The organism is Bifidobacterium tissieri, assembly GCF_002259645.1.
GTDB lineage: Bacteria > Actinomycetota > Actinomycetes > Actinomycetales > Bifidobacteriaceae > Galliscardovia > Galliscardovia tissieri.
The window spans coordinates 156831-177794 of record NZ_MWWV01000006.1 but is presented as its reverse complement, the minus strand read 5'-3'; the positions used below and the strand labels follow the sequence as shown (position 1 = coordinate 177794).

At 62.5% G+C, this 20964-nt stretch carries 20 protein-coding genes and 1 tRNA gene; 9 read left to right on the top strand and 12 right to left on the bottom strand.

What is annotated here, in order from left to right; translation table 11 throughout:
• Positions 1-139: 139 nt before the first annotated feature.
• Positions 140-1456 (bottom strand): O-acetylhomoserine aminocarboxypropyltransferase/cysteine synthase family protein, encoded by a 1317-nt coding sequence (locus BTIS_RS05945; protein ID WP_094663584.1) that lies wholly within the window; start codon positions 1454-1456, stop codon positions 140-142.
• 296 nt (positions 1457-1752) lie between these two features.
• Here BTIS_RS05945 and BTIS_RS05940 point away from each other — a divergent pair, with 296 nt between their 5' ends.
• The 4 genes from BTIS_RS05940 (at position 1753) to BTIS_RS05925 (ending at position 6292) form a co-directional block, all read left to right on the top strand.
• Positions 1753-2634 carry a pyridoxamine kinase gene (locus BTIS_RS05940; RefSeq protein ID WP_094663582.1) on the top strand — a complete coding sequence of 294 codons (882 nt, stop codon included), beginning with the start codon at positions 1753-1755 and terminating at the stop codon, positions 2632-2634.
• A gap of 125 nt (positions 2635-2759) precedes the next feature.
• Positions 2760-3275, top strand: coding sequence for a YraN family protein (locus tag BTIS_RS05935; RefSeq protein WP_094663580.1), 516 nt, complete (start codon positions 2760-2762; stop codon positions 3273-3275).
• Positions 3275-4813, top strand: coding sequence for a YifB family Mg chelatase-like AAA ATPase (locus tag BTIS_RS05930; protein ID WP_094663578.1), 1539 nt, complete (start codon positions 3275-3277; stop codon positions 4811-4813). Before BTIS_RS05935 ends, BTIS_RS05930 begins: the two co-directional genes overlap by 1 nt.
• Positions 4814-4828: 15 nt before the next feature.
• A complete protein-coding gene (locus BTIS_RS05925) occupies positions 4829-6292 on the top strand; it encodes a DNA-processing protein DprA (protein ID WP_094663576.1) in 1464 nt (487 codons plus the stop codon).
• 10 nt (positions 6293-6302) lie between these two features.
• Here the strand turns inward: BTIS_RS05925 and BTIS_RS05920 are convergent, their stop codons facing one another.
• Positions 6303-6644, bottom strand: a complete 342-nt coding sequence (locus tag BTIS_RS05920) for an MGMT family protein (RefSeq protein WP_094663758.1) — start codon at positions 6642-6644, stop codon at positions 6303-6305.
• Between the two features lie 77 nt (positions 6645-6721).
• Here BTIS_RS05920 and BTIS_RS05915 point away from each other — a divergent pair, with 77 nt between their 5' ends.
• The 3 genes from BTIS_RS05915 (at position 6722) to BTIS_RS05905 (ending at position 10476) form a co-directional block, all read left to right on the top strand.
• Positions 6722-8596 carry an FAD-binding protein gene (locus tag BTIS_RS05915; RefSeq protein ID WP_094663574.1) on the top strand — a complete coding sequence of 625 codons (1875 nt, stop codon included), beginning with the start codon at positions 6722-6724 and terminating at the stop codon, positions 8594-8596.
• A 183-nt stretch (positions 8597-8779) separates the two neighbouring features.
• Complete coding sequence (locus BTIS_RS05910; protein WP_245819331.1) at positions 8780-9751, top strand: succinate dehydrogenase/fumarate reductase iron-sulfur subunit; 972 nt, start codon at positions 8780-8782, stop codon at positions 9749-9751.
• Positions 9751-10476, top strand: a complete 726-nt coding sequence (locus BTIS_RS05905) for an O-methyltransferase (protein ID WP_094663572.1) — start codon at positions 9751-9753, stop codon at positions 10474-10476. Before BTIS_RS05910 ends, BTIS_RS05905 begins: the two co-directional genes overlap by 1 nt.
• A 44-nt stretch (positions 10477-10520) precedes the next feature.
• On the opposite strand, the gene BTIS_RS05900 is transcribed toward BTIS_RS05905, so the two are convergent.
• Both BTIS_RS05900 and nhaA read right to left on the bottom strand, forming a co-directional pair.
• Positions 10521-11459 carry an LOG family protein gene (locus tag BTIS_RS05900; protein WP_094663570.1) on the bottom strand — a complete coding sequence of 313 codons (939 nt, stop codon included), beginning with the start codon at positions 11457-11459 and terminating at the stop codon, positions 10521-10523.
• 5 nt (positions 11460-11464) lie between these two features.
• Positions 11465-12877, bottom strand: coding sequence for a Na+/H+ antiporter NhaA (gene nhaA, locus BTIS_RS05895; protein WP_094663568.1), 1413 nt, complete (start codon positions 12875-12877; stop codon positions 11465-11467).
• Positions 12878-12997: 120 nt separating this feature from the next.
• Between nhaA and BTIS_RS05890 the strand changes: the two genes are divergently transcribed.
• Positions 12998-13074: transfer RNA gene (locus BTIS_RS05890), tRNA-Arg, on the top strand.
• Positions 13075-13260: 186 nt separating this feature from the next.
• Here BTIS_RS05890 and BTIS_RS05885 read toward each other — a convergent pair.
• On the bottom strand, positions 13261-13491 hold the full coding sequence (locus BTIS_RS05885) for a hypothetical protein (protein ID WP_094663566.1): 231 nt from the start codon (positions 13489-13491) through the stop codon (positions 13261-13263).
• A 152-nt stretch (positions 13492-13643) separates the two neighbouring features.
• On the opposite strand from BTIS_RS05885, the gene BTIS_RS05880 reads away from it, so the two are divergent.
• Complete coding sequence (locus tag BTIS_RS05880; protein WP_245819330.1) at positions 13644-13943, top strand: helix-turn-helix domain-containing protein; 300 nt, start codon at positions 13644-13646, stop codon at positions 13941-13943.
• 34 nt (positions 13944-13977) lie between these two features.
• On the opposite strand, the gene tsaD is transcribed toward BTIS_RS05880, so the two are convergent.
• The 7 genes from tsaD to BTIS_RS05845 form a co-directional block, all read right to left on the bottom strand.
• Positions 13978-15024: a tRNA (adenosine(37)-N6)-threonylcarbamoyltransferase complex transferase subunit TsaD gene (gene tsaD / locus BTIS_RS05875; RefSeq protein WP_094663562.1), complete on the bottom strand. Its 1047-nt coding sequence runs from the start codon at positions 15022-15024 to the stop codon at positions 13978-13980.
• Positions 15021-15563 (bottom strand): ribosomal protein S18-alanine N-acetyltransferase, encoded by a 543-nt coding sequence (rimI, locus tag BTIS_RS05870; RefSeq protein ID WP_094663560.1) that lies wholly within the window; start codon positions 15561-15563, stop codon positions 15021-15023. Before rimI ends, tsaD begins: the two co-directional genes overlap by 4 nt.
• On the bottom strand, positions 15564-16361 hold the full coding sequence (tsaB, locus tag BTIS_RS05865; RefSeq protein WP_094663558.1) for a tRNA (adenosine(37)-N6)-threonylcarbamoyltransferase complex dimerization subunit type 1 TsaB: 798 nt from the start codon (positions 16359-16361) through the stop codon (positions 15564-15566).
• A gap of 72 nt (positions 16362-16433) precedes the next feature.
• Positions 16434-17021, bottom strand: coding sequence for a tRNA (adenosine(37)-N6)-threonylcarbamoyltransferase complex ATPase subunit type 1 TsaE (tsaE, locus tag BTIS_RS05860; protein WP_094663556.1), 588 nt, complete (start codon positions 17019-17021; stop codon positions 16434-16436).
• A gap of 63 nt (positions 17022-17084) precedes the next feature.
• On the bottom strand, positions 17085-18065 hold the full coding sequence (gene holA, locus BTIS_RS05855) for a DNA polymerase III subunit delta (protein ID WP_169713065.1): 981 nt from the start codon (positions 18063-18065) through the stop codon (positions 17085-17087).
• Between the two features lie 16 nt (positions 18066-18081).
• Positions 18082-20049, bottom strand: coding sequence for a ComEC/Rec2 family competence protein (locus BTIS_RS05850; RefSeq protein ID WP_094663554.1), 1968 nt, complete (start codon positions 20047-20049; stop codon positions 18082-18084).
• The gene (locus tag BTIS_RS05845) at positions 20046-20822 is read right to left on the bottom strand and encodes a ComEA family DNA-binding protein (protein WP_245819329.1); all 777 of its coding nucleotides are present in this window, start codon (positions 20820-20822) and stop codon (positions 20046-20048) included. The genes BTIS_RS05850 and BTIS_RS05845 overlap by 4 nt, the downstream gene beginning before the upstream one ends.
• Positions 20823-20964 lie beyond the last annotated feature (142 nt).

Genomic DNA, 20964 nt, shown 5'->3' with positions numbered 1-20964 from the left:
GGACCGCACGATGATTGGTGAATCTGGCGAGCGCCCATATCGATACTGGCGAATATAGGAAAACGGACGTGCACCGCATCCCCCGGCGGTGTACGTCCGTTATTTTCCTATACGCGAGTAAGCTTCCCCGTGATCGGCGTCACTTGGCGAGGCCGGAGGCGCGGACGGCCTCGAAGCCGGCCTTGAGATCGTCGAGGATGTCCTCGATGTTCTCGGTACCGATCGACAGGCGGATGGTGCCCTGGTGGATGCCCTGATCCTCAAGCTCCTCCAGCGTCTCCTGGGAGTGCGTGGTGGAGGCCGGGTGAATGACGAGGCTCTTCACATCAGCGACATTGGCCAGCAGGCTGAACAGGTGCAGGTTGTTGATGAACACACGTGCCGCGTCCTTGCCGCCCTTGATGTCGAAGGTGAAGATGGAGCCGGCGCCGTTCGGGAAGTACTTCTTGTACAGCTCGTGGTCGCGACGGCCCTCGATGCTCGGGTGGGAGACGGACTCGACTTCCGGCACGGTCTGCAGGTACTCGACAACCTTCAGCGCGTTCTGCACGTGACGCTCAACGCGCAGGGACAGGGTTTCGGTGCCCTGCAGGAGCAGGAATGCGGCGAACGGGGAGAGCGTGGCGCCGGTGTCGCGCAGCAGGATGGCGCGAATGCGGGTCACGAATGCGGCACCGCCCAGGGCCTCGTAGAAGTTCAGGCCGTGGTAGGACGGATCCGGCTCGGTCAGGGTCGGGAACTTGCCCGGCACCTCGGCCCAGTTGAACTTGCCGCCTTCGACGACCACACCACCCAGCGTGGTGCCGTGGCCACCGATGAACTTGGTGGCGGACTCAACGACCACATCGGCGCCGTGCTCGAGCGGACGGAACAGGTACGGGGTGGCGAAGGTGTTGTCGACAATCACCGGCAGGTGATGCTTGTGGGCGATCTCGGAAATGGCCTCGAAGTCCGGCAGGTCGGCGTTCGGGTTGCCGAAGGTCTCGAAGTAGACGAGCTTGGTGTTCTCCTGGATGGCATCCTCGAAGTTCTGCGGAACCTCCGGGTCGACGAAGGTGGTGGTGATGCCGTCGCGCGGCAGCGTGTGCTTGAGCAGGTTGAAGGTGCCGCCGTAGATGTTCTTGGAGGAGACGATGTGGTCGCCGGACTGGGTGATGTTGCGAACCGCGTACTCGACGGCCGCGGCGCCGGAGGCCACCGCGATGCCGGCGGTGCCACCTTCGAGGGCGGCGATACGGTCCTCGAACACGCCCTGGGTGGAGTTGGTCAGACGACCGTAGATGTTGCCGGGATCAGCGAGACCGAAGCGGGCCTCGGCGTGATCGAAATCGTGGAAGACGTAGGAGGTGGTGGCGTAGATCGGGACGGCGCGGGAGTCGGTGGCCGGGTCGGCCTGCTCCTGGCCGACGTGCAGCTGCAGGGTTTCGAAACGGTAGTTCTTGTTGGCTTCAGCCATGAGGTTGTCTCCTTGAGTGTGGTTTGTTTGGTTGTTGGTAGTGACAATATGCGCTTGAAGGGCGTGGTTTCAAGCCCAAACGGGCTTTTCGCTATCGGGCTTGGTTATAGCCTTTTCCCAACCCTTGCGGGCGCAAAGGGTTTGCCGATGGCCGGAATCGTCCCTGCGACGCGGTTTTCTTCCATGACACGCCGAGGAATCCGAATCGATCATCATCGAGCGACGGTAGTCTGGACGGGAACGGCTCCGCCGCATTGCCATCGCGGGGCCTTCCGACGATCGAGAAAGCGAGTTCCATGACCACGAACGACGACGCCGTGCTCTATCAGCGCGACCCCGACTACATCCCCCGCATCGCTGCCGTGCACGATATGTGCGGCTACGGCAAATGCTCACTGACCTCGGCGATTCCGATCCTGTCCGCCGCCGGATGCGACGTGTGCCCGGTACCCACGGCATTGTTCTCCGCGCACACGATGTACAAGGACTACACGTTCCACGACACCACCGACATGCTGAACGATTACCTTGACGCATGGGGCAAGGAGGGCGTGGAGCTCGACGGCGTGTATTCGGGATTCCTCGGCAGCGCCGGCCAGGTGGCCATCATCCAGCGTCTGTACCGTGAGTATCCGAACGCCCTACGACTGGTCGATCCGGTGATGGGCGATGGCGGTCACATGTACCCCACATACACCACGGAGCTGTGCGAGGCCATGGGCGCGCTGGCCGATGGTGCCGACGTGCTGATGCCGAACCTTACCGAGGCGTCGATCCTCACCGGGCGTGACTACCCGGGCAAGAACCTGACCGTCGACGAGGTAGCCGACTGGATGGATGCACTGCTGGCGCTCGGTGCCAAGAGCGTGGTGCTCAAGGGCGTGGATCGCGAAGACGGCATGATCCGTAACTATGTGGCCACCGCGGACTCCGGAGTGGACGGCATGACCGAACTGGCCCATGAGAAGCTGCCATACATGATCCACGGCACCGGCGACGCCTTCGCCTCGGCGTTGTGCGGCGCGGTGATGGCTGGCCGCACGCTCGCCGAAAGCGCCCGCATCGCCGGCGAATTCGTACGTTCCGCCATGAAGTCCACCCGCAACCAGCCACACTTTGAGGAACGTGGCGTGAGCTTCGAACTCAATCTTGCGGAGCTCACCGGCCTGGTGGGCTGACCGCCACGGCAAGACTGGCATGGCCGGCGTCGACTCGCGTACCGCCGGCCATGCCGGGGGGTGCATTCGACCACATTGCGCCGTAACCCTAGACGGACCACGACGCATGATGATGGACTCGAATCATGACAGATTCAATCCTCACCCCAGCAGCATCCCTCCTCTCTCCCACTCCATCGAACGCACCATCAGCGGCCGATGCCTCCATCATCTCTTCCGTCTCCAATCCCTTCGAACGATTCAACAGGCTTACCGCCGCCCTGCACGAGCCCGGCCTCACGCCGAAACGGCTCGGCGCACTCGGCGAGGCCTATGGCGTCCTCTGGCTTGAACGTCGCGGCTGGCGGGTCGTGGACCGCAACTGGCATTCCCGGTACGGCGAACTCGACATCATTGCGCTCACTCCTGATGATCGGCTCTCGTTCGTAGAGGTCAAGACCCGTCGCAATGCCAGTTTCGGCAGTCCGCAATCAGCAGTGAACGCGCACAAGCAGACCACGCTGCGCCGTGCCGGGATCCAATGGCTACAGGAGCGCGGACACGACTTCCCCCACGTTTCCACACGCTTCGACGTACTGGCGATCACCGTGCACGGCTCACGACGAGCCCCTGAAGTCCATCTGATTCCGGGAGCGTTCTGATGCGTATAGGTACCGCACTCTCCGTCGGCCTGAACGGGTTGAAGGCATTCACCGTAAGCATGCAGGCGTATATCTCCCCCGGACTGCCCTATTTCAGTATCATCGGACTTCCCGATACCTCCCTGTCCGAGGCCCGGGAACGGGTGAAATCGGCCTGTGCCTCCGCCGGATTCTCCTGGCCGGAGACGCGGGTGACCGTGAACCTGTCCCCCGCATCCCTGCCCAAAAGCGGTGCCGCCCACGATCTGGCGATCGCGGCGAGCGTACTGTGCGCAGGCGGTGCGATCCCCCATGATTCACTATCCGACACGCTGGTACTGGGCGAGCTCAAACTCGACGGCACGGTGCTGCCGGTCACCGGTCTGCTGCCGATCCTGCTGCATGCGCGCAACAGCGGCATCGCCAAGGCATTCATTCCCCATAGCAATCATGAGGAAGCCGAACTGGTTCCCGACATCGGCGTCGTGACGATCCGTCATGTAGGCGAACTCATCGAACATATGGGAGGCAAGACCAAGTATCGGATTCCCGACGATTCCTACGAACTGCGTACCCCGTCATTCGATGATCCACTGGGCGACAAGCCGGCCACTGGACTGGACATGAGTCAGGTCATGGGTCAGGAGCATACGAAGTGGGCGCTGGAGGTCGCGGCCGCGGGAGGCCATCATGTGATCATGGTGGGGCCTCCCGGCGCTGGCAAGACGATGCTTGCCTCACGACTGCCTACGATCATGCCGCCTCTGAACGAACGACAGCAACTGGAGGTCGCCTCGATCCGTTCACTCTGCGGCACACTCACCGAACACGGCATCACCGATGTTCCCCCGTATGAGGCCCCGCATCACACCGCCAGCGTGGCGGCACTGGTGGGAGGCGGATCCGGGATAGCCCGCCCGGGGGCCATCACCCGCGCGCACAACGGCGTGCTGTTCATGGATGAGGCGCCCGAATTCCCGCCACGCGTGCTGCAGACCATTCGCGAGCCGTTGGAGACGGGATACGTGGCGATCTCCCGGTCCAAGGGCAATGCCCACTACCCCGCACGATTCCAGCTGGTCATGGCCGCAAACCCCTGTCCATGCGGATTCGGGTGGGGCACCGGGGAGAAATGCGTGTGCAGCGTCAAGGAACGCACACGATACTGGAACCGATTGTCCGGTCCGATTCTTGACCGTATCGATATTCAGATCACCGTGCCGCCCATCGCGACCTTCACCCCGACCGCCGACACACCCGCCGAGACCAGCACCACGATCCGAGCACGCGTGATCGAGGCACGCAATGCCGCCGCTGAACGGTATCGGTTCGAAAACTGGCCATGTAACGCCAAAGCCAGCGGGGAATGGCTCAGAGCCCACACGTCGACCAAGGCGCTGATGCCGCTCACACAGGCGTTGGAGCAGCAACGACTGAGCCTGAGAGGCGCCGATCGAGCCCTTCGCCTGGCGTGGACGCTGTCCGACGTTGCAGGCCGGACCAGTCCCGACGCGCAGGACGTGTCATCCGGCATCGCCCTGCGCACCCGATTGCGATGATGGGAGGCACCGATTATGACAAGGCTTGCTCACCCCGACCACGACGGCAGGGCTCTTTCGCTCGACGCCGACGCGTTGGCCCGTGCCGTGCTGTCATTTTGCGCCGACGGCCCGGACGCGCTGATGTTCGCGGCGCTCAAGGGCACGCAATCCGCCAGCCTGCTTCTGGCGCTGCTGGCAGTCCCCTCGTCCGGCTCACCGCCTGCATGGCTTGACGATCAGGGCCGCATCGACACGATGATCGGCAAGGCCAATGCCGAACTGGACCGGTTCTTCATCGTCGGTGCCGCGCGATGGGGACGCCGTCCCGATGCGCGTGGACTGGAACGATTCCACACGGCGCTTTCCCGATGGCGTGAGCGACTCTCCACGCTGCCCGTTCATGCATGGGAAACGCTGACGGATCATTTCACCTTTCACGGCGGACAGTGGATCATCGGCCCCGGCTCACCGTACTGGCCCGGTCAGCTCGACGATCTGGCCATCCGTTCCGATTGGGCTCCCCCGCTGTGCCTGTGGGGCATGGGGAACCCCGCCACGCTGGTCAGCTGTGATGAGCCGATCGCCGTCGTCGGGTCACGCGATGTCAACGATTATGGCCGGTTCGTGGCCCGCAGCGTGGGGCTGCAGGCCGCCCGCCACGGTCATCTCGTGGTGTCCGGAGGAGCGAAGGGTGCCGATGCGGCGGCGCATTGGGGCGCGCTCGCGGCGCGGGAGGAGCGTGAGGGCTCGGACGACCCCGAACATGCCGGGCGTACGGTGGCGGTATTCGCCGGCGGAGTGGAGCGCCGTGGCCCCTCATGCAACTTCAGACTGTTCGATGCCATGCTCATGACACAGGGTGCTCTGATCAGTGAGATGCCACCCGGCACCGTCCCCGAGGCGCGACGGTTTCTGCTCCGCAATCGGATCATCGCCGCAATGGCCGGTGTGATCGTCGTGGCGCAGGCCCGTCACCGTTCCGGCGCATTGAACACCGCCACCTGGGCCGCGGAGATGAACCGGACTCTGGTCGCCGCGCCCGGCGACATCGACGAGCCATACAACACCGGATGCAATCGCCTGGTGCATGACGGCAAGGCCGTATTGCTCGCCTCGGCCACGGATATCAGCGAAATCTGCCATCCGGAGCACACGCCATACCTGTTGGACACACCGCATGGCGAACCATCCGATGACGACGAATCCGACGGCGACACGACCATCACCGTCGAGGACCCTCTGCAGACGATGATGCTGGCCGCCATACGCTCTCTCGGCCGGGAGCACATCGTCTGCACGATGGACACCGTAATCGCACGGATACGCGAACGGCATCCCGGCAAGGTTATCGGCGTCGCCGCCGCACAACGGGCCCTGGCCGCATTGGAAGCGGCGGAACTCATCGCCATGGATGCGGACGGCACAATAGGTGTCACTCGCCGATCCGGAACCCGGGCCATGCCGGAGGACCATATCAGCGTTCAGCATCCGCTTTAGCGGTATAGGCTCATGCCCTCCACTGGCAGCGGTCGAGATCCACTTTCCATCCATCGGCGCCGCATGGTGCGTTCCCAGTCGGAGGCACGAAAGCCACGCCCTCCTCCTCCAGCAACTCCCGTTGACGATCGGGACCGCCGAATGCGAATCCGGGGGCCAAAGAACCGTCCCGAAACACCACGCGATGGCAGGGGATTACACCGGGCTCGGGATTCGCATGCAACGCGAAACCGACAAACCGGGCGGAACGCGGGGCTCCCGCCAAAGCCGCCACCTGACCGTAGGTAGCGACCCGCCCTTTCGGAATACGCCGAACCACGTCATAGACCCGCTGGGAAAACGTCTGCTCCATGGCTCCCATTATCCACAGCATCCAGCCGCGTCAGAGCCGGTCCTCCCCCGGTCATGGCTTGTGGGACAATCGAACCTATGAGTCCGAAGCAGTTGGAAACACAGTATGACGTGGTAATCGTGGGCGCAGGCGCGGCAGGCCTGTCGGCAAGTCTGGGACTGGTCAGGTCGGACCAGTTCGCGCAGATGAAGGAGGAGGGACGCACCCCTCGTATTCTGGTCATTTCGAAGCTTCAGCCGCTGCGCTCCCACACCGGTTCCGCGGAGGGCGGCATCGCGGCCAGTCTGGGCAATATCGACCATGACGACTGGCACTGGCATTTCTACGACACGATCAAGGGCAGCGACTGGCTCGCCGATCAGGACATGGCCGAGATCCTCGCCAAGGAGGCGCCGGCCACGGTGATCGGTCTGGAGCATGACGGTGTGGCGTTCTCTCGTACCGAGGACGGTCATATCGCCCAACGTCTGTTCGGCGGGCATACCGCGGAGTTCGGCAAGCAGCCGGTTCGTCGCACCGCCTACGCCGCCGACCGCATCGGCCATCAGATTCTGCACGCGCTCTGGCAGCAGTGCGTCAAGGAGGGCGTTGAATTCGCCGAGGAATGGTATGTCAGTGACCTCGTGCTGGAACGCGACGGCAATGGCCATGCCATGGCGCGTGGTCTGGTGGTGATCGACACGCACACCGGTACCGTGCATGGCGTGAATGCGCGCAATATCGTTCTGGCCACCGGTGGCGCAGGCCGGCTCTTCCACACCACATCGAACTCCTGGGATCTGACCGGTGACGGCATGGCATTGGCACTCGAGGCGGGCCTGCAGCTGGAGGACATCGAGTTCGTGCAGTTCCACCCCACGGGTCTGGCCCACACCGGCATCCTGCTGTCCGAGGCCGCTCGCGGCGAAGGCGGACGACTGCTCAACGCCGACGGCGAACACTTCATGGACCGGTATGCCCCGGGGCACGGCGATCTTGCAGCACGCGACGTGGTGTCCCGCTCGATCGTTGCCGAGGTGGATGCCGGACGTGGAGTGGCCGACCCCAAGGACCCCGATGGCCCGAAGGACTGCGTCTGGCTTGACCTGACCGGCATCGGCGAGCAGGCGCTCAAGGAGAAGCTGCCCGAAGTGTGCGATACGGTACGTGAATACGCCGGACTCGACCCCGCGCACGATCTCATTCCGATCAAGCCGACCGCGCACTACACCATGGGCGGAATCCCGATCACCGCCGATGGCAACGTCTACGAATGGACTGACGACTCCCGTCGCACCGTCGAAGGCCTGTTCGCCGCCGGCGAATGCTCCTGCGTCAGCGTACACGGCGCGAACCGTCTGGGCGCGAACTCGCTGCTCGACGCTTGCCTGTTCGGCTCCCGCACCGGCGCGACGATCGCCCGACTCATTGCCGACGATCCCATGGCCGGAGCCCCCGACGAGGAGCTGACCGACATCGACACCACCGCCGTGGACGATGCCGCCGCACACCGCGAACAGGACCTCAAGGCATTGCTGCAGCCGGTGGACGATGATCAGATCGACGCGGATGCGCCCGACGACAATCCCTACCGTCTGATGGCCGATCTGGGTGCGCTCATGGAACGGTATGCCGCCGTGCGATGCGATCATGACGGAATCGCCGCGGCGCTTGCCGAGATCGACGGCACGCTGCGCCCCCGTGTTGAGCTTCTGCACACGCATAGCGATACCGCCGCCTATAATCAGGAGCTCACCACAATCCTCGAAGCCCGTCATCTGCTCACGCTGGCCGGCGTGATGCTTACCGCATCCGATGCACGAGAAGAGTCACGCGGATCGTTGTATCGCACGGATCATCCGCAGCGCGACGATGAACGGTTCCTGACGCATTCCATGGTGGATGGCGGCCGCGACGTCGCCTGGCAACCGGTGACCATCACCGCGTATCCGCCGAAGGCCCGTCAATACTGAGTTCCGGACCAGTCCCGCCGCCGCCCGAGCCGATCATGTCGGTTCCATTCCCGACCATGGCATATCCTCAGCGTTCTGACGCCGGAAATCGCGACAACGTCATTTCCGGCGTCAGAACGCTGAGTAGACTGTGTTGACAGCATGTACGAATTCATGCACGAATTTGCGAGGAGAAGAACATTCATGACCAATGCCGCAGTTGACCGTATGCTTACGGTGACCTTGCGCGTCTCCCGTTTCACCCCGAAGCCCGAACGCCCAGGCCGTCGTCGCGGCGGCAGCCCGTTCGGATCCCGATCGAAGTCCCCATTTGGGGGCGATGCCGCATCAGGCCGTACGAATCGCGCGCGCGGCAAGCGATGGACGCAGGACTATACGCTGGACGTCCATGCCAGCGATTCGGTGCTGGACTGTCTGCTCGCCGTCAAGCGTGAGCAGGATCCGTCCCTCGCGTTCCGCTACTCCTGTGGCCATGGCATGTGCGGGTCCGACGCGGTGGCCATCAACGGCACGCCCACTCTGCTGTGCACCGCCAAGGTGCGAGACTGGGTGCGCCCCGACACCCCCGGATTTGTCGACGGCGATGGGTTCCGTCCCACCGGAGAGCCTTTGGATGACGACGCGCATGCACTGAATCTTGACGACCTTGATCCGGACACGCCTCTGATCATCGAATTGGCGGCGCTGCCCGGATTCCCCACACAGCGCGATCTGATCGCCGACATTGATCCGATGCTGAATCAGATCCGCAAGCTCGAACCGTATCTTAAGGCGTCGGGTGATCTGAAGGTCACCGACGAAGGCAAGATCAATGCGTTCGAATACCTGCAGAATCCCGCACAGCTCGCCCGATATGAGCTGCTGAGCAACTGCATCGCCTGCGGCGTGTGCGAGGGAAGCTGCCCGGTGTACGCGGGTGGAGACGCCTTCGTCGGCCCGGCTGCCATGATCGCCGCATCCCGATTCATCAACGATTCACGTGACGGTGCCACCGCCGACCGTCTGACCGCCCTGATGGAACCGGATGGCGCGCGTGCCTGTCAGTCCGTGCGTGCCTGTTCAATGCACTGCCCCAAGGGCATCGACGTGGGCGAGGAGCTGTGGCAGACCATTCAGAAAGTGGATGCGGCAAGGGTGTCTTCGGAGGCCGAGTGATGAGCGGACGGGACTATTCCAAGCTGGCCAACGGCTGGGAGTTCATCGAAGATACCGCTTACGACAATGAATCGGATCTGTTGCACGAACTGCGCCGTCAGGCACTGGATGCGGGATTCGAACAGGGATCGGCGTCGCAGGCTCGTTTCATGGCGATTCAGGTGCGGCAGATCCACGCACGATCGGTGATCATCCTCGGCACCGGTGCGCTGGTGGAGACCGTTCATCTGATCGGTGCGCTGAATGCGCTGTCCGCCGATACCCCAGGTCAGCTCACCGCCGTCGATTCGTCGGCGCAAGGTACCGTCCTGATCCGCAAGGCGTTCAATCGGATGCAGGATCATACGCATGTCAAACTGCGTGTGGTCAACGCCAAGGCCGACGTTTTTCTTCCTCGGTTAAATCCCGGCGACTACGACATGGTGATCGTGACCGGTGACGAGCAGAATTACAGTGGGGCGTTCGACCACGCCTACCGTCTGCTGCGTCGTGACGGCGTGCTGATGCTGTGTGACGCGCTTGCCCTGCACAGTGCAAGCGCTACCCCATCTCCCCGATCCCAGACCGAGGCATCAGGACAGGATCACAGCGGACAGCATCAGGACAGCCAGCATGACCGGGTGATGCACATGTGTCAGTTGATCGACGATGCGTTCGACGACGAACGGTTCGACTCGGCGCTGATTCCAGTGGGCACCGGCATGATTCTCAGCATCAAACGATGATCTCGGCCGCCATCCGGCGTCTCCGAGATCATCGTCATTGAAGGTCACTGTGCGATAAGTCGAGTGGCGTACTGCACGGCCTCGTCCGGGCTGTCAGTGAGCGTCACCAGATTCGGATCAATGGGCGAGATCATGCCACGATCCATCAGAGTGCTCTGGATCCAATCGAACAGTCCCTGCCAATACGCCGTATCGAACAGCACGATCGGCATCGTGGTGACCTTATGGGTCTGAACCAGAGTGAGTACTTCGAACATTTCGTCAAGCGTGCCGAATCCACCGGGACAGACGATCACTCCGGACGAATACTTGACGAACATGGTCTTGCGCACGAAGAAGTATCGGAACGTCATGCCCAGATTGACATAGTTGTTCATTCCCTGTTCGTGGGGCAGCTCGATGCCCAGCCCCACGGACTTGCCTCCGGCCAGGGATGCGCCTCGGTTCGCCGCCTCCATGATGCCGGGTCCGCCACCCGTGATCGTGGCCACCCCACGCTCGGCAAGCAGACGGCCCATCCTCCGGGCGGCCTTGTAGGCGGGATCGGTGCGTTGCGTACGGGCCGAGCCGAACACGGCCACCGCCGGACCGATCTCGGCCAGCGCACCGAATCCATCGACGAACTCCGCCTGGATGCGCAGAACACGCCAAGGATCCATATGCAGCCAGTCGGTACGATCGTCGGCACGCAGCAGATTGCCGATGGTGGTGTCTTCGGGGATCATGGATCCGCGCATCATCACCGGACCGCGATAATACGTGTCGTCATACGGGGAATCCGAATCGGCTGGCGCATTGGCGGAGGTTTCCAGCTTCGGCTCCACGATCTCCGCCGTGCTGACGCGGTTCTTGTCCTTGGCGCCCTTGCTCGACGACTTCCCATCCGTCGATTTCTTGTCCACCTTGGTGGATTTGGCCTTGGCCTTGTCCTTCCCCTTGCCGGACTTGGCCTTTTCGTGACTCTTCTTCACGATCTTCGCCATGACATTCAGCTCCTTGTCTTTCGTTCGGTCTTTCCGGACGAACGTATCTTGTCGATCGACACGGTCACGCTGCCGTCTTCGCCCACGATCTCGTACTCGTCATCGGAGTCATCGGTCTGGTCTTCACCGTCGATCAGGCTTTCCGCGGCATGTTCGCGGAAACGCCGCGCCTGACGGCTGAGCAACACGCCGGCAATCGCCGCCGACAGCAGTGATCCCACCAGTACGCCGAATCGAGCCTCGCCGGACAACTCCGTATCGGCGTAGGCCAGCGATGCGATGAGGAACGATACGGTGAAACCGATGCCGCAGGCGCAGGCCGCCGGGAACAGGTCCCGCACGCGCAACCCCTTGGCCAGTTTCAGTCCGGCGAGGTGCGTGGACAGCCATGCCGTGATCATGATGCCCACGGGCTTGCCGACCACCAGACCGACTGCGATACCCAGCACCACCGGCGATACCAGCATCGCCGCGCTGATCGTCTCAAAATGGACTCCGGTGGCGAACAGCGCGAAGATCGGCAACGCCAGCAGGGCGGAGAACGGCTGCAATTTGTCCTTGTACCGTTCGGCGCGCGGAGTAGCCTCACCATGCATCTCGCGTGCCGGAGTGAGCAGTCCAACAAGCACGCCGGCAAGCGTGGGATGCACTCCGGCCTCGAACATCATCACCCAGGAAAGAATGCCGACCACAGCCACAGCCACCCACGGCACACGACGTCGTTTGACCAGCCACGCCCATGCGACCGCGCAGAGCACAATGCCGAGGAACCAGTACCATGCGTTGAGGTTCGAGAAGAACAGCGCGATCACAATCACCGCAAGCAGATCGTCCACGGTCGCCAATGTCATCAGGAACGCGCGGATGGAGCCGGGCAGCCCCTTGGCGAACAATGCGAGCACGGTCAGGGAGAACGCGATATCCGTGGCCATGGGAACCGCCCATCCCTGAGAGACGTCGGCGAGTTCATGGGCCGTGCCGGTGGCGACCACGTCCATGCCGACGGGTCCGGGACCAAATGAGGAGAACAGGAAGACGGTAAGCAGGAACAACGCCGGCGGAACGAGCATACCGCCCACGGCGCAGGCCATCGGCACCGCGGCGGCCTTGGGATTGGCGAGGGAGCCGGTGGTGAGCTCCTGTTTGAGGTCAAGGCCGACGACCAGGAAGAACACGGTAAGCAGACCATCCTGAGCCCAATGGCCGATGGAGAGATTGATGTTGGTATATGGAATGCCGATGTGGATCTCCGACATCGTCTCGAACATGTGGGCCGTGGCGGGAATGTTCGCGAGCAACAGTCCGGCCAGCGCAAACCCCAGCATGATCAATCCGGAAATCGTATCCGATGCCGCCACACGATGAATCGACCGCCATATTCCCATATTGTTCGTCTCAGTCACGCGTTTCACTTCCATTCGCTGGCCGATACTTTGAAAAGACAATGGTTGAAAGTCTACCAGTCGGGCGCGACACGCCGATTTTGCATATGCCACAATGCGAGTTATATTAACTGAGTTGTCGATTTGAGACAGCATGCGCCAGTAGCCCAGCGGATTAGAGCATCTGACTACGGATCAGAAGGTCGCAGGTTCGAATCCTGTCTGGCGCACCACCTACACCCCGGGAACGGAAACGATTCTCGGGGTTTTTGTGTTTCGTCATACTTGCGTTTTCGCCATCCGTCAGCTTGTCCAAACAAGCCCAAGCAAACCCGCCAGCAGCCAGTTGCGTTACCTCGTTATCGCGAGGCAACGCAAACCCTGCCGTGCGACCCGTTCGGTCTTACCGCATGCCGCCTCTACTGTATATCGCCGGGCCACAGTTTTTCGATGACGATATCGTCCTTCCCGTCGATCGGGAGATTGCGTCTCATCATCTCCACACCGGCGATGTTCCTGAAAAACGTATCCTCAGCGGGATCGAGTGCATTGAACGTATCCGTCAGCATATCGTCGTCGATGTTGGACAGCAGATCCGCCACCGCAGCAGTATTGTGACCGATATAGTGAAGCTCGGCAAGAATGTTCATGAAATCTTTCTTCCTAGGGCGCTTACGAAGAAACCACACTGCGCCGACAGGACCTCACCGTAGCACAGTTCGTTCTTCTTGCGCTCACCATAGAAGCAAATACGGACTATATGCCGTGGACTGTATGCCCTTTGAAACGGACCATGTCCCCTATGGTTACGAACGAAACGCCCTCAAGGGGCATATCGGCACATGAATCGGCAATGCAGCGACGCAGGGATCTCGGACAGGCCATAGTGCAACTTCGCAAAGAACACGATCTCAGTCAGGAACGACTGGCACTGGAAGCCGGTATCGACCGCTCGTATATGGGCAGGATCGAACGCGGGGAACGATCGGTGAGCTATGACAAACTGTGGGCGGTCTGTGACGCTCTGCACATCAGTCTCGCCGAGCTCATTCTGAAAGCGGAGTCGGTACGTCGAGGTGTGAAAATCGAATCTCGCGATTGACTATCCGGATCGGATCGCCATCCCATGCAGCGCGCTACTCCATGCAGATCTTGGATAGCGGCATGGCCGAATCGATGGAGAAGTCGAGACTGCTGGGCTTGACACCGGCCTGCACCAGATTCGAACCGAGCATGGCCACCATGGCACCGTTGTCGGTGCACAGTTTGATCTCGGGAATACGCACTTCGATACCGTGCCGCGCCCCGACCTCGAGCAGCTTGGCGCGCAGCTGTGAGTTGGCGGAGAATCCTCCGCCCACGATCAGCGTACGGGAGCCATACTGTTCGCAACCGCGCACGGCCTTCTTCGCCAGCACGGACGCCACCGAATCGGCCAGCGACGCGCACACGTCATCCACCGGAATGGTCTCGCCGGCGGTCTGACGCTCCTCGATCCACCGTGCCACGGCGGTCTTGACGCCGGAGAAGCTGAAATCATACGGATGCTTGGCACCGGCTTTGCCCTGGGTCAGTCCCTGCGGCACTCTGATGGCATGGGGATCACCCGACTGCGCATGACGATCGATATGCGGCCCTCCCGGGTAGGGGAAGCCCAGCAGACGAGCCACCTTGTCGAAGCACTCCCCCGCCGCATCGTCGAGCGTAGTACCGACCACGTCGACGTGACGGGCGACATCCTGCACATGCAGCAGCGACGTATGACCGCCGGAGACGATCAACGCCAGCGTATCCTCCGGGAACGGGCCGAATTGCAACTGCGTGACGGCGATATGTCCGATCACATGGTTGATGCCGTAGATGGGCTTGCCCGCGGCATAGGCCAGGGCCTTGGCTCCGGACACGCCGACGGCAAGGCATCCGGCAAGGCCGGGACCCGCGGATACGGCGATCGCATCCACGTCGGCGATGTCCATATCGGCGTCGGCGAGTGCCTTGGACACCACGGGTACGAAGGCCTCGGCATGGGCTCGCGAGGCGATTTCCGGGATCACACCGCCGTAGCGGGCGTGCTCGTTCATGGAGGATGCGACCACGTTCGACAGCAACGTGCCGCCGCGTACTACGGCCGCGGCCGTTTCGTCACAGGTGGATTCGATGCCCAGCACCACGGGTTCGTTCATTGTGCCGCTCCTTCATTGTCGTGGATGTCTTGGTCGTTGCCCCTTGTCTGCGTCGTCTGCGTCGTCTGGAATCCCATGACGTGGGGCCTGATATCGGCGCTCATCGTGTATGCGTCGATTCCCTCGGGTTGGTAGTAGCGTTTGCGCCGCCCCATGATGGAGAAGCCGAACCGACGGTAGAGCGCGATGGCAGGGGCGTTGTCCACTCGCACCTCCAGCAGCATTCGTCGTGCTCCCTGCAGTTCGGCGTCGTGCAGCAGACGGTCGAGCATCGCCGCGGCGATGCCCTGTCGCTGGTGATCCTTCGACACGCCTATCGTCATGAGTTCCGCGTCGTCTCCGTCATACCAGAATCCCGCGTAGCCCCGTATAGATCCGTCCGGTTCATCGACGTCGAAGACGTAGGTGCGCGCCGGCGCATCGAGTTCCTGACGGATGGCGTTTTCGCTCCATGCGCCCTTGCCGAACAGCTCCCGTTCGAGTGCGGCAAACGCGGCGATCGCCCGATCACGGTCGATGTCATGCAATCCGACGAGCATTCAGACGGTCCTTTCGGCACCGGCGTGGTTGAGCACGTGCTTGAGCGGATTCGGCACTTCGGCGTCCGGGCGACGCAGGTACAGCGGTTCGATGGGATCGTCCGGGTGTTCGGCGTGCTGGACGATGGCCAGGGTGGCGAACAGGGACCAGCTCTCCGTCTGATCCAGCACGGATTCATCAACGATATCGCCCAGCTGTTCCACGTTCCTCAGCACGGACTCGTACTTGCCCGCACCGTGGCCCACCACGTCGACGACGATCGCATCTGCGGCGCATCCGTGCGCCTCGGCATAGTCGCGGACGGCCGTGTTCACACGATCGACGATTGTGGTGGGGTAATCGATGTCCATGGCGATCAGCGGCACGGTCCGTGCCTCATCGGCGTCGGTTCCGACGGCCGGTACTGCGCACAGTTCGAAATACAGCTGCTTGCGTCGAGCGTCATTCACGGCAAGCGTCAGCACATGCGGGCCGGCGGCGTTCCCCCTGCGCCGGATGATGTTCCAGTGCGCCTGCGGTTCCAGGATGTTCTGACCGATCAGCGTGGCTCCGGTGGCGAAGGCCAGTGCCTTGGCGGTGACGATGCCGGCGCGCAGGCCGGTGAAAGGCGCCGGGCCGGTGCCGACGACGATCGTGTCGATGTCCTGCGGCGTGTTGCCCGAGCGTTCGATGGCGTGGGCGATGTTGCCCTGCAGTTTTTCGACGTGGGTGCGCGAATCGGTCTCGATGATCGGCTCGTAGCCCACGACGCCCACCGTCGAACCGTATGAGGTGTCGATCACCAGTGTGCAGCCCATGTAATCCTCCCTGTCTGCGTCAAGCCCTGCAAAAAGCCTGTAGTGAGTCTACACCGATCGGCGTCGGTGAGATCATGCGGGAAGTCGGCGATCCTGCCATGACTCGCCAACGGGAACCAGTGTGACGGTACGCATGCCGTCGCCGGTCAGCTCCTCGTCGTCGCGTGTCGCCGACGACCCGTCCAGCGGACGATCGATATGAATCTCCAGACGTTCCGGGGCGAGGGCAGCCACCATCTGCTCGCCCCATTCCATGAGGATCACCGTGTTGTCGCTGGGATCCTCAAGCTCCTCGTCGAGACCCAGGGATTCGAGCTCGTCGAGTAGCCGGCCCACCGCGTCCTGTCCCGGAGCGTAGGCGGTGCCGCCGAGACGGTAGGCATCAACGTGCACCAGATGCACGCGCGCACCGTCGGCGAACCGTCCGTTGAGTTCACGGGCGATCGTGAACGTGGGCGACACGATCGGTTCGGTGATGCCCAGACCGGCACCGAATCCCTGGGCGAGGGTGGTCTTGCCGGCACCCAGCGGTCCGGACAGCAGCAGGACGTCGCCGCCGTGCACGATTTCGGCCAGCTGCCGGCCGATGCGACGCATGTCGTCGGCGGTCGGCGCCTGCAGGGTGATGGTTGTAGTGCTCGCGTTGTCGTTTCTGTTCATGGCATCCTCAATCGTATTCGTGACTCGTATCTCGTGTATCGCGGATATCGTCATCCGTCACATTCAGCCGCGGCCCTTGGTCGCGATGATCTCGATGGACCGTTCCAAAGCGTAGACGGGATCGCCGCCGTTGGTCTTGCTCTGCTCGTCCGCCCATGCGAGCATGCGGATGCAACGGGCCAGTCCGGCTGATGTCCAGCCCGGCAGCTGACGGGTGGCGTTCTTCAGCACCCATGGGTTGGTTTTTGCCTCAGCCTGGGAGATGGTCCCCGATTTCACGGCCGACGCCTTGGCCAGGGTGCGCAGCTTCATGGCGAGCGCGCCGATGAGCGCGATCGGATCCGTTCCCTGCTCGATGGCCGATCGCATGGCGACGATGGCCTCGGCGGTACGGCCTTCCACGGCCTTGTCGGCCACCATGAAGCCGGTGACCTGTGGATTGGCGATCAGATACTGGTTGACGCGGTCGAGCCCGATGATCTCGTCATCGAAATCGAAGCACAGTTGGGAGCACATGGCGGCGAGTTCACCGGTCTTCTCCCCCAGCACGCCGACGAGCTGCTGGGCTGCAAGCGGGTCCACGCGCCGGCCTTCGCGTTCGAACCGCTGATAGACGAAGTTGATCTTCGCGTCGGCTTTCTTGAGATCGGGAACGTCGATCCGTTTCGCGCCGGCACGCACCATGGCGTCGAGGATGCGCTTGCCCTTGGGGCCGCCTTCATGCTGGCAGATCAGAATGCTGGAGTTGGTCGGATCGTTTTTCGCCTGTTTGGTGTACGCGATCAACGCGTCGCCAAGACGATCGTCAGCGGACTGCAGATTGCTGATCTCGACGATTGCGATGTCGGAAAGCAACGACGGGCTGACGGCCTCGTCAAAGGCGTAGGAGTCGCATTCGGATGCATCGAGTTCCACGAGTTCCGCATCCGGACGTTGATCGCATGCCGCGTGACACAGGTCGCGCACATTCTGGGTGTTGAGGAACCGATCCCCGCCGAATACGATGCTGACGGGCGCTCCGCCTCTGCCTTGTGCTGCTGCCATGCATCCTAATGTCGCGTCACTGCTGGACATCACCCACGTCCCGTTCGAACAGCATGGCGCGGGTCTCACGCCACCAGACGTCCGCACGTTCCATGTATCGCGCGCGATAGGGTTCTCCCTCCTCGTATGGATCGTCATATGACGGATGGGTACCGTCTGATCGTCGTTGCATCACCATACGGGTCAATCGTCGGATCGCACTGCGGGCCGTCAGCATTATCAAGAACACGCCTGTCTCGATGAGCACGACGATCAGCGCGCCCACAGGCCCCTCCGTCCAAGGCAGAACACTGAATCGGGATCCACCGATCAGCGTGGCGCATCGTTCGATCGGCAACGTGCCAATACACGATCCCCATGCGAGCGCATATCCGACGACGGGGATAGCCCATGCCACGCAAAGCGACAGCAGACCGGCGATGGTGGCGAAGGCCACGAACGGCGCGACCAGCATGTTCGCAGGTACGGCAAGCACGGGCAGCTGCGGGTTCATCATGGTCTGCACGGGCAGGGCGAGGATCTGCGCGGACACGGTTACGGCCATCGTGTCGGCCAGCACTCGCGGCATGAACCGTCTCAGGAACCGTTCCACGGCGCCACCGAACAGGACCAGACCATATACGGCGGTGCAGGACAGGGCGAACCCGTAGCTGCGTGCCAGCGACGGGTCGAACAGTAGGGAGAGGATCACCGTCCAGTTCAGTCCGGCGAGTGCCTGCGATCGTCGTCCGGCCAGCAGGCAGGCGACGCCGCCCATACCCATGATCGCGGCGCGTAGCACCGAGTCGGAGGGGTAGACGAGTGTGCCGAGTACCGCATACGCGGCGACGATGCCGGCTGCGGTTATCCAACGTGGTGTCAGGAACCGGGCGCACAATCGTCGCATGAAGACCGCGGCAAGCACGAAATGGCTGCCTGACACCGCCATGAGATGCATGATGCCGGCCTGTTTGAAATCATCCTCCAATCGTTGCGCATACGCCTCGTCGACATCGTCGGCATAACCGGTGGACCATGCCCGTGGTTCCGTATCGGATTCCTCCGTCCACGGCGTCATGACGACGTCCTGTCCCAGCACACCGAGGGTGAGACCGGGCACCAGCACCCGACCGTACTCGGGAAGCCCGCGGGTGACGCGGATGAAGGATTCCTGCATGGTGGTGCCGGCACGTCGCCACCAGACCGGCCGCGTGGTTTCGGTCACCGCATCCGGATCGTCGTCGACGATCAGCCATGCCGTCGCCGTGCCGAACCGGGGCTGACGCAGAGTGCCGGCGATCCGGTATGCGGCACCCTGCCGTAATCTGCAGGCGGAACCGGTCGCGTAAACGCGCACCGCAAGCGATGACGGCAGACGAATGCGATCGATCGTCACGCCGTGCACGCGGATGTCGGTCTGGCAGTCGGCGTCACGGAGGGAGGCCGTGGCCATTGGCGTGGACGTCGTGGCGATGACCTCGACGGTGGTATCCGCGCCGTCGGCGATGGCAGTGGCGATAGGATCGCCGGACTGTTTCATGTCGGTCATTCCGCCGATAACGAACGCGCAGAGCGCCGCGACGACGATCACGATGACATGGCAGCGCAACGACATGGCGTCAACAGGCATGAAGCGCGGCCGAAGCGATGATCCCCGTCGAAGCGATGATCGACGTCGATGGCGTCTGCCATATCGATGCCGACGAGCGTTCCGGTCACGATGACGGCAATACGATCGAACGGCCACGCCACACGCCAACGCGGCGATAAGAATGACGAATGCGACGATCAACGGCATCCGGTCGGCGATCATGGGCCACATTGTCCTGTCGTCACCAATGGCGTTGCCGATGGCATCGGCATAGTGGACGAACAGCAGGTGTTCCGCCAGCATTGCGCTCCAGACGGCGAGCGCGCAGGGCAGCATGCGCCAGTCTCGGCTTCCCTGCTCCCGGTCATGATACGGTCGCGACGATGACCGACGTCCCCCATTTCGCGCCGTCATGGCCGCACCTCCACGTAGGGGCGGATCTTCTCCAGTGTTTTGGCGCCGATGCCGGAGACGTCGAGGAGTTGATCGACGCTGGTGTACCTGCCGATCCGGTTGCGATGGTCGACAATGCGTTGCGCGGTGACCGGGCCGACGCCTTTGATGGTCTGCAACTCCTCCACGGTCGCCGTATTGAGATCGATCAGCGTCGATGTGGGCGTCGAAGTCGGAATCGGAGAGGGATCGGTCGCATGGTCGTTGTCGTCCGATCCTGACGATGGCGAATCCTGAGGCTGAGACTCAGACGGGTTCTGCGGCGGGGCCGATGCGGGTGGGGACGATGAAGTGGATGACGATGTGCTGGAGTCGGTTGGTGCCGACGATGCGGGTGGCGTGTCGGCCGAGCTTTCTTTCCATGACATGGCGCTGAGACGCATGCCCTGCTGCACCAGCAGGGTGAGGCTGAGACTCAATGCCACTACGAGGATCAGGATGATGATGATGGCATGCCGTGGCTCCAATGCCAATCGGGGGCGGTCACGCGCAATACGTCGCTCCAGCAGGTCGTCGGCTCCCCCGTCGTCCACGGTGACGCCGGCGAGCATGCCCAGCATCGATGATGATCCGGTCCGAGCCGGCGGGGCATCGTCGCTGATGATTGGGGCCAATGTCATGGTCAGGGCCGTTGGATCGGCATAGTCCGCCGGCAATGGCACCTCGGTGACGGGCAGGTCATGGATGCTGGGCGGGTCGGACGACCATTCGGAATGAGACAGGGGTTTCGGCACTCTTCCACCATGGGCTTGCGATCACCGACGGCACAAGCCATACAGGACGATGTGGTCGAATGGAACCCCCTCTTCCACCACCTACCGCTACCGTCACCATCACATCGATCACTGCAAATACGACTGTGGGGGCTCCTCTCCA

Bases quoted from the DNA above. Each gene is read 5' to 3' on its own strand.
- BTIS_RS05945 (WP_094663584.1), bottom strand. From the start codon at position 1,456: ATGGCTGAAGCCAACAAGAACTACCGTTTCGAAACCCTGCAGCTGCAC.
- holA (WP_169713065.1), bottom strand. From the start codon at position 18,065: ATGGCAGCAGCACAAGGCAGAGGCGGAGCGCCCGTCAGCATCGTATTC.
- BTIS_RS05910 (WP_245819331.1), top strand. From the start codon at position 8,780: ATGACCAATGCCGCAGTTGACCGTATGCTTACGGTGACCTTGCGCGTC.
- tsaE (WP_094663556.1), bottom strand. From the start codon at position 17,021: ATGAACAGAAACGACAACGCGAGCACTACAACCATCACCCTGCAGGCG.
- BTIS_RS05880 (WP_245819330.1), top strand. From the start codon at position 13,644: ATGGTTACGAACGAAACGCCCTCAAGGGGCATATCGGCACATGAATCG.
- BTIS_RS05925 (WP_094663576.1), top strand. From the start codon at position 4,829: ATGACAAGGCTTGCTCACCCCGACCACGACGGCAGGGCTCTTTCGCTC.
- BTIS_RS05920 (WP_094663758.1), bottom strand. From the start codon at position 6,644: ATGGAGCAGACGTTTTCCCAGCGGGTCTATGACGTGGTTCGGCGTATT.
- rimI (WP_094663560.1), bottom strand. From the start codon at position 15,563: ATGCTCGTCGGATTGCATGACATCGACCGTGATCGGGCGATCGCCGCG.
- BTIS_RS05850 (WP_094663554.1), bottom strand. From the start codon at position 20,049: ATGACGGCGCGAAATGGGGGACGTCGGTCATCGTCGCGACCGTATCAT.
- BTIS_RS05900 (WP_094663570.1), bottom strand. From the start codon at position 11,459: ATGGCGAAGATCGTGAAGAAGAGTCACGAAAAGGCCAAGTCCGGCAAG.
- BTIS_RS05915 (WP_094663574.1), top strand. From the start codon at position 6,722: ATGAGTCCGAAGCAGTTGGAAACACAGTATGACGTGGTAATCGTGGGC.
- nhaA (WP_094663568.1), bottom strand. From the start codon at position 12,877: ATGGAAGTGAAACGCGTGACTGAGACGAACAATATGGGAATATGGCGG.
- BTIS_RS05930 (WP_094663578.1), top strand. From the start codon at position 3,275: ATGCGTATAGGTACCGCACTCTCCGTCGGCCTGAACGGGTTGAAGGCA.
- tsaD (WP_094663562.1), bottom strand. From the start codon at position 15,024: ATGAACGAACCCGTGGTGCTGGGCATCGAATCCACCTGTGACGAAACG.
- tsaB (WP_094663558.1), bottom strand. From the start codon at position 16,361: ATGGGCTGCACACTGGTGATCGACACCTCATACGGTTCGACGGTGGGC.
- BTIS_RS05940 (WP_094663582.1), top strand. From the start codon at position 1,753: ATGACCACGAACGACGACGCCGTGCTCTATCAGCGCGACCCCGACTAC.
- BTIS_RS05905 (WP_094663572.1), top strand. From the start codon at position 9,751: ATGAGCGGACGGGACTATTCCAAGCTGGCCAACGGCTGGGAGTTCATC.
- BTIS_RS05935 (WP_094663580.1), top strand. From the start codon at position 2,760: ATGACAGATTCAATCCTCACCCCAGCAGCATCCCTCCTCTCTCCCACT.
- BTIS_RS05885 (WP_094663566.1), bottom strand. From the start codon at position 13,491: ATGAACATTCTTGCCGAGCTTCACTATATCGGTCACAATACTGCTGCG.